The sequence below is a fragment of the Derxia lacustris genome (genome assembly GCF_002105195.1).
Taxonomy (GTDB): Bacteria; Pseudomonadota; Gammaproteobacteria; order Burkholderiales; family Burkholderiaceae_E; genus Derxia; species Derxia lacustris.
The window spans coordinates 1-7,021 of sequence record NZ_MUHU01000039.1; the positions used below are offsets into that span (position 1 = coordinate 1).

General features: G+C 71.0%; 6 protein-coding genes. 2 read left to right on the forward strand and 4 right to left on the reverse strand.

The features are described 5' to 3' along the window. A partial coding sequence (locus B9P64_RS25865; RefSeq protein ID WP_235840084.1) for a DUF5666 domain-containing protein occupies nucleotides 1–612 on the forward strand: 612 nt, incomplete at its 5' end. Nucleotides 613–627: 15 nt separating this feature from the next. Here B9P64_RS25865 and B9P64_RS21480 read toward each other — a convergent pair. From B9P64_RS21480 to B9P64_RS27115, 3 genes are all read right to left on the reverse strand, one after another. Continuing rightward, nucleotides 628–1,173, reverse strand: coding sequence for a CPBP family glutamic-type intramembrane protease (locus B9P64_RS21480; RefSeq protein WP_085318156.1), 546 nt, complete (start codon nucleotides 1,171–1,173; stop codon nucleotides 628–630). A gap of 105 nt (nucleotides 1,174–1,278) precedes the next feature. Beyond that, the gene (locus tag B9P64_RS27110; protein ID WP_139826453.1) at nucleotides 1,279–2,040 is read right to left on the reverse strand and encodes a pseudouridine synthase; all 762 of its coding nucleotides are present in this window, start codon (nucleotides 2,038–2,040) and stop codon (nucleotides 1,279–1,281) included. Next, on the reverse strand, nucleotides 2,040–2,702 hold the full coding sequence (locus tag B9P64_RS27115; RefSeq protein WP_217808731.1) for a DUF1415 domain-containing protein: 663 nt from the start codon (nucleotides 2,700–2,702) through the stop codon (nucleotides 2,040–2,042). Before B9P64_RS27115 ends, B9P64_RS27110 begins: the two co-directional genes overlap by 1 nt. A gap of 35 nt (nucleotides 2,703–2,737) precedes the next feature. Here B9P64_RS27115 and B9P64_RS21490 point away from each other — a divergent pair, with 35 nt between their 5' ends. Further along, nucleotides 2,738–4,090, forward strand: a complete 1,353-nt coding sequence (locus B9P64_RS21490; protein ID WP_085318157.1) for a chloride channel protein — start codon at nucleotides 2,738–2,740, stop codon at nucleotides 4,088–4,090. A gap of 3 nt (nucleotides 4,091–4,093) precedes the next feature. Here B9P64_RS21490 and B9P64_RS21495 read toward each other — a convergent pair whose 3' ends face one another. Then, nucleotides 4,094–6,694, reverse strand: a complete 2,601-nt coding sequence (locus B9P64_RS21495) for a TonB-dependent receptor (RefSeq protein ID WP_085318158.1) — start codon at nucleotides 6,692–6,694, stop codon at nucleotides 4,094–4,096. Nucleotides 6,695–7,021: the final 327 nt, after the last annotated feature.

Genomic DNA, 7,021 nt, shown 5'->3' on the forward strand with positions numbered 1-7,021 from the left:
ACAGTGGCCTATGCCGGCGCCAGCCTGCGCGATCTGACCTCGGTCAGTGTCGGCGCGCTGCTGCGGGTGCGCGCGGTGCTGGCGCCGAGCGGCGGCGTGCTCACCGCGTCGGCGGTCGAGGCCATCGACGGCTTTGGCGGCGCCCCGGGCGAAAGCCCGACCGGCAGCGGCAAGGACGGCAACAAGCTCGAAATCGACGGCGTGGTGTCGGGCCGCACCGCCGGCTCGGCGCGGTTCGTGGTGGCCGGCGTGACGGTCGACGCGAGTGGCGCGGTCTTCAGCGATGGCAGCCTCGCGGCGCTGGCCAACGGCGACCGGGTACAGGTCGGCGGCGCGGTCAAAAGTGGCGTGCTGGTGGCGACCGAGGTCGAGGTGAAGGCCGACGACGATGTGGCGGCGCAGGAGTTCGAGCTGCGCGGCAACATCACCCGCTTTGTCAGCACGGCCAGCTTCGTGGTGCGCGGCGTGACCGTCGATGCGAGCGGCAGCAGCGTGAAGTTCAGCGACGGCACGGCCGCCAGCCTGAAGCTCGGCGTCTATGTCGAGATCAAGGGCCTGCTCGGCAGCGACGGCGGCACGCTGGTCGCCACCGAGGTCAAGTTCGACAAGTGATGCGAGCCCGGCGGCTCAGTGCGGCCCGCCCGGCAGCAGCGGCGGTGGCGGCATGCCGCAGCCGAGCAGCATCAGCGCGTTGAAGCCCATGTGCAGCCCGATGGCGGCGCCCAGCCCGGCCAGCGCCGCGCCGCCCTGGGCGTCGGCGCGGTCGCGGGCGCGCGCATGCACCATCCCGATCAGCAGCGACGCGACGGCCAGCGCCGCCAGCCCGGCCGGCGGATGCCGCGTCTGCGTCGCCAGCAGCGCCGCATAGCCGGCACTCGTCAGCCACACGTCCAGCCGCCAGCGCCGTGCCGCAGCGGGCCAGAATTCGCGCAGCTGGTTTTGCAGGCCGGCGCGCAGCGCGCATTCCTCGACCACCGGGCCGATCACCAGCCAGCGCAGCAGCTCGGGCGGCGGCCGGTGGCCGTCATCGCAGGGCGGATTGCCGAACAGCGCGGTCAGCCCGGCCAGTGCCGGCATCGCCAGCGTCGCCGCGATCAGCCAGCCATCGAGCGTCGGCGGCGTGCCGCGTCCGGGCAGCACCCGGCGCAGCGCAGGAAAGAATTGAGGAAGCATGAAGAAGTTGCCCGGATTGCATCGTCGATTGCGCAAAATCTACGTGTGATAATTTCACATTGCAACCCCGGCGGGCGCCGACGGTCTGGCGGCGACCGCTGCCGGCTAGAACTTCTCGAACGGCAGCAGAAAGCGCCACTCGCCGGGCGGGATGTTGCCGAGCGGAATCTGGCCGATGCGCACGCGCTTGAGCGCCTCGACGCGCAGGCCCACCAGCTCGCACATGCGGCGAATCTGCCGGTACTTGCCCTCGCGCAGCACGAAGCGCAGCTGATGCTCGTTCTGCCAGCTGACCTTGGCCGGCTTGAGCGGCTTGCCGTCGAGCGCCAGCCCGTGGTTGAGCAGCGCCAGCCCGCGCTCGTCGAGCCGGCCGCTGACGCGCACGAGGTATTCCTTCTCGATGCCGCTGTCCTCGCCGATGAGCTGGCGCGCGATCCGGCCGTCCTGCGTCAGCACCAGCAGCCCCTGCGAATCGATGTCGAGCCGGCCGGCCGGCGCCAGGCCCTTGAGCTGGCTCATCGCGAAGCGCACGCCGCTGCGGTCGCCTTCCCATTGCGTCGGGCCGTCGAGCAGGATCGACGCCGGCTTGTAACCGTCCTCGGCCTGACCCGACACATAGCCGATCGGCTTGTGCAGCAAAAAGGTGACGAGCGACTGCTGGCGCGCCCGGCCCTCGGTCTTGAGCACGATCTCGGCCTGCGGATGGCAGCGCACGCCGAGTTCGGTGACGACCTGGCCGTCGACCATCACCCAGCCCTGTTCGATATAGCTGTCGGCCTCGCGGCGCGAGCACATGCCGCGTCCGGCCATCAGCTTGGAGACGCGCACCGGCGCGTCGGGGTCCTGCGGAGTGTTGGTGTCGCTCATCAGTGCGCGCCCTCGGGGTCGTCGTTCCACAGTGCGTTCCAGCCGTCGTAGCCGAGCGAATCCATCGTGGCGACGTTGCGTTTCCAGATCTCGTCGGTATCGGGCATCGATTCGATGGCGCGGTCGAGGCTGGCCTCGCGCAGCAGATGCAGCGTGGGGAAGGGCGCGCGGTTGGTGTAGTTGCCGATCTCGTCGGGCGCCGTGCCCTCGAACTGGAAGCGCGGATGGAAGCTGGCCACCTGCAGCACGCCGTCGAGTTCCAGCTCGCCGAGCCGGTCCTCGGCAATGCTCACGAACTCGTTGAAGTCCATGAAGTCGCGCAGCAGCTTGGGATGCACGAGCAGCGTGGTGTCGACTTCGGCGGCGTCGGTGGCGAGCAGCAGTTCCACCTCGTGCTCGAATTCGGCGAACCAGTCCTCGGCATTGCGCGCTTCGCTGACGACGATGCGCACCTGGTTGCGCACGTACACCGACTTGGCGAAGGGGCAGAGGTTGAGGCCGATGACGGCGCGCTCCAGCCAGCGCCGCATGGCGGCGATGACATCGGCGTCGCCGATCTGGTGCGGGCGGGCTTCGTCGCCGGCGACGGCGTCGAGACGCGGATCGGTGGCATCGGAGTTGGCGGCGCCCTCGGGCGGCTTGGGGTCTTGTTGCGTGTTCATCGCGCGATTGTCCCATCGCGCGCGATCATCGCCACATGCTGCCCAGAACCCCACGCGCGATTCATCCCGACCGCTTCTTCCGCACCCTGCGTCGCGCCTGGTGGCGCTTCGGGCTGCTCTGGCTCGCGGGGCTGGGCGTGGGCGGCGCGGCGGTGCTGTTCGCGCGGCTGGCCGATGCCGCATTCGAGGGCTTCCGGCATGCGCAGGCCTGGGGCGGCTGGGTGCCCTTCGTGCTGTCGCCGGCGGTGGGCGCGGGCGTGGTCTGGGCCACGCGCCGCTACAGCGCCGGCGCCGAGGGCAGCGGCATCCCGCAGGTGATCGCGGCGCTCGACTCGCCCAGCGCCGCCACCGCCGCGCGGCTGCTCGACTGGCGCGTGCTGCTCGGCAAGATCGGCCTGGGCTGCGGTGCGCTGCTCGGCGGCTTCTCGGCCGGGCGCGAGGGGCCGTCGGTGCAGGTGGGCGCGGCGGTCGCGTGGAAGGTGCTGCAACTGCGCGCGGCGGCCGGCAGCGGCGGCGTGTCGATGGGCGCGATGCGGCATTTCGTGGCGGCGGGCGGCGCGGCCGGCGTGGCGGCGGCCTTCAACGCGCCGCTCGCGGGCGTGGTGTTCGCCATCGAGGAGCTGGCGCGCAGCTTCGAGCACCGCACCAACGGCGCGACCATCGCGGCCGTCATCCTGGCCGGCGTGGTGGCGCTCGGCTTCCAGGGCAACTATGTGTATTTCGGGCGCATCTCGGCCGGTGATCCGGGGCTGGAAATGCTGCTGCCGGTGGCGATCGCGGCCGGCCTGTGCGGCGTGGCGGGCGGCGGCTTTTCGTGGCTGCTGCTGCACAGCGCGCGCTGGATGCCGGCGCGGCTGCTGGCGCTGCGGCTGGAGCGGCCGGTGCTGTTCGCGGCGCTGTGCGGGCTGGCGCTGGCGCTGCTCGGCGCGCTGGCCGGCGGCAGCGTGTTCGGCAGCGGCTATCACGAGGCGCGCGCGCTGCTGGCGGGCGAGGCGGGCGCGGGCTGGATCTATGCGCCGGCCAAGCTGCTGGCCAATCTGGTGTCGTTCCTGAGCGGCGTGCCGGGCGGGCTGTTCGCGCCGTCGCTGGCGGTCGGCGCGGGCATCGGCGCCGAGCTGTCGGCGCTGTTTCCGGGGCTGGGGCCGGGCGCGCTCGGGGCGCTGTGCATGGTGGCGTTTCTCGCGGCGGTCACGCAGTCGCCGATGACAGCCTTCGTCATCGTGATGGAGATGATCGACAACCACGGCATGGTGCTGTCGCTGATGGCGGCGGCGGCGCTGGCCACCGCCGTGTCGCGGCTGTTCGGGCCGCCGCTGTATCCGGCGCTGGCGCAGCGCTATGCCGATGCGCCAGCGCCCGCGCTGCGGCATGCGCCGGTCGGCGCCTGAGCCTCAGAACCGGTAGCTGGCACCGGCGCGAAAGTAGCGGCCGCGCGCGTTGTAGACCGACAGGTCGTAGGGCAGGTCGCCCTGGCTCGCGTCCCAGGGCGGCATGCGGTCGAACAGGTTGTGCACGCTGGCCTGCAGCCGCAGGCCCGGCACGCCGGTGTAGGCGAGCGTGAAGTCGAACTCGGTATTGCTGGCGACCCGGGTCACGCTCTCGTCGCCGTTGTGCACCTGGTCGTAGCCGTGGATGTAGTAGCTGGCGAGCGTGCCGCTCCACGCCTCGCGGCTCCAGCTGAGGGCGCTGTTGAGCCGGTTGCGCGGCAGGGCCACGTAGTTGTCGTTGCGGCCGATGAGCTGGCTGGCCGGCGCGTCGGCGGCCAGCGGCGTCTTGTAGTCGAACACCTGGGTGAAGCTGACGTTCCAGTCGAGCTGGCCCAGGCTGCCCAGGCGCCAGCGCCGGTCGAGCTGCACATCGACGCCGGCGGTATCGAGCGCCACCAGATTGCGGTAGGGCACGATCAGGCTGAGCAGGCGGCCGTCGGCATCGCGCACGATCTGGCCCGGGTACTGGTCGGGATTGGCCAGCATGTAGCCGAAGCTGTCGAAGCTGACCACGTTGGACTGGTGCAGCCGGTAGTAGTCGACCGACAGCGTGGTCGCGGCATCGAGCGTGAGCACCGTGCCGAGGGTCCAGGTGCGGGTCTTCTCGGGCTTGAGCTGGGGATTGCCGGTGAGCACGACCGAGCTGTCGGCCCATTGCGGCGAGCTGCCGCCGGCCGCCGTCGGATCGGGTGCATGCGGATCCACCACGTAGGTGAAGAAGGTCGAGCTGCCGCCATGCGCGTTCTCGGTCAGCGTGGGCGCGCGAAAGCCCTTCGACAGCGTGCTGCGGAACAGCGCCGTCTCGCTCGGCTGCCAGCGCAGGCCGGCCTTGGGCGAGAACGCCGAGCCGAAGTCGCTGTAGCGGTCGTAGCGCGCGGCGAGCGTGGCTTCGAGTGTGCGCAGCAGCGGCAGCGCCAGCTCGCCATAGCCGGCCCAGACGTTGCGCGCGGCGTCGGTGGCGGTCGAGCCCAGGCCGACGACCCGCCCCTGGCGCAGCGCCGCGTCCGGGCGGTCGAGCAGCGCCTCGCGCCGGAAGTCGACGCCGAGCGCCAGCCCGAGCGGCCCGGCCGGCAGCTGGGCCGCCTCGGTCGAGGCCTTGAAGCCGGCGCTGTCGAGCTGCGAGACCGCATCGCGGCGCGGATCGATGCGCAGCGCCGCGCTGGCGGCCGGCGTCAGCGCCGGATCGGCAAAGTTGTACGAGCCGTCGGCGATCGCACGCTCCAGCGCCACGGCATCGAGCCGGTTGAAGCTGCGCATCGTCACCCGGCTGCTGCTGTGCGCGGCGGCGGCTTCCCAGTCCCAGCCGGCATGCAGGCCGCGCAGGCCGGTGTTCAGACGCCAGAAATTGCTGGCGATCTCGTCGCCGCGCGGACCCAGTTCCTGGAACGCATAGCTGATGCCGACCGGCGTGCCGAAGGGATTGCCGGGGTTGCCGACCGGCAGCAGATTGCTTACCGAACGCACGCCGCCGGTCGCCGGGTCGAAGGCGACCGAACCGCCGTTGAGGTTGGCCGGCACATAGCTCTGCTGCGTGATGCCGTGGCTCATGAGCAGATCGCCGAAGGCGGTCACGCCGCCGCCGAGCCGCAGTTCACCGTTGGCGACCAGCTGATGGCGGTCGGCCGCCGGCATCAGGTCGAGATAGCCGGCCGGGTTGTAGCCGCAGGCCGTGCCGTCGCGGCCCAGATCGCTGCCGGGAATGACGCTGCCCTTGATGCTGCCGCCGCAGCCCGCGAAGGCCGTGCCCGGATCGGTGTCGTAGGCGCCGGCGGTGCGCCAGTTGCTGAAGCCGCCGCGGTCGCGGTAGTCCATGGTCCTGGTCAGCCCACGGCGCGAGGCCAGCAGCTCGTCGCGGTGCAGATAGCTGCCGGTCAGGCTCAGGTTGTAGCCGTCGGCCGCCAGCGAGCCAAAGCCGTAGCCGAGCGAGGCCTGGCTCTCGAAGCCGTCGCCGCGGCTCGACAGGCCGCCGCTCGCCGCCAGCACGCCGCCCTGCACATTGCGCTTGAGGATGATGTTGACCACGCCGGCCACCGCATCCGAGCCGTAGATCGCCGACGCGCCGTCCTTGAGCACCTCGATGCGGTCGACCGCGCTGAGCGGGATCGCATTCAGGTCGGCGAACAGGTCCTGCAGGTTCTGCGCAAATCCGTAGGGCGCGACGCGCCGGCCGTTGAGCAGCACCAGCGTGTTCTTCTGGCTCAGGCCGCGCAGCGCAATCCCGCCGGCGCCCGGCGCGAAGCTGTTGGTATAGCTCTCGTTGAAGCTGTTGCCGGTGTTCAGCGTGAGCGACCGCAGCACTTCCTCGACCGTGGTCTGGCCGCGCCGCGCGATCTCCTCGCTGCCGATCACCAGCACCGGCGCGACGCCCTCGCTGCCGACGCTGCGCTTGAGGCTGGAACCGGTGACTTCCACCCGGTCGAGCGCCAGTTGCGCGACGACGGCTGAGGGCAGGGCGGCAAGGCCGAGCGCGGCGAGCGCAGCGGCCACGGGACGAAGGCGCGGCATGGGCGATTCCTTGGAGGAGCGACCGCGCTGCACCGACTGCCAAGCATGTGTGCGTGGTCCGAGGCGCCGGATTCTGAATGCCTTGTTGCGACCGTTTCCCGTTTGTCAGGCGCGGATTTCTGTTCGTCGCCAGCTCGCCACTCGATGCCGGAAATGTGAAAAAGGCCCGGGATCGCCGGGCCTTTTCATGCGTTGCGGGCACGGCCCGGCGCTCATTCCAGCTTGAACTCGAACTCCTGCTCGGCCACCACTTCCTCGTCGCCGCTGGTCTGGCATTCGTACAGGCGCACCGCCTGGGTCACGGCGGCGCGCAGCTCGGGCCGGTCG

What these genes read in the sequence shown, in the direction of transcription:
- B9P64_RS27110 (WP_139826453.1), bottom strand. Translation starts at nt 2,040, where the DNA reads ATGAGCGACACCAACACTCCGCAGGACCCCGACGCGCCGGTGCGCGTC.
- B9P64_RS21490 (WP_085318157.1), top strand. Translation starts at nt 2,738, where the DNA reads ATGCTGCCCAGAACCCCACGCGCGATTCATCCCGACCGCTTCTTCCGC.
- B9P64_RS27115 (WP_217808731.1), bottom strand. Translation starts at nt 2,702, where the DNA reads ATGAACACGCAACAAGACCCCAAGCCGCCCGAGGGCGCCGCCAACTCC.
- B9P64_RS21495 (WP_085318158.1), bottom strand. Translation starts at nt 6,694, where the DNA reads ATGCCGCGCCTTCGTCCCGTGGCCGCTGCGCTCGCCGCGCTCGGCCTT.
- B9P64_RS21480 (WP_085318156.1), bottom strand. Translation starts at nt 1,173, where the DNA reads ATGCTTCCTCAATTCTTTCCTGCGCTGCGCCGGGTGCTGCCCGGACGC.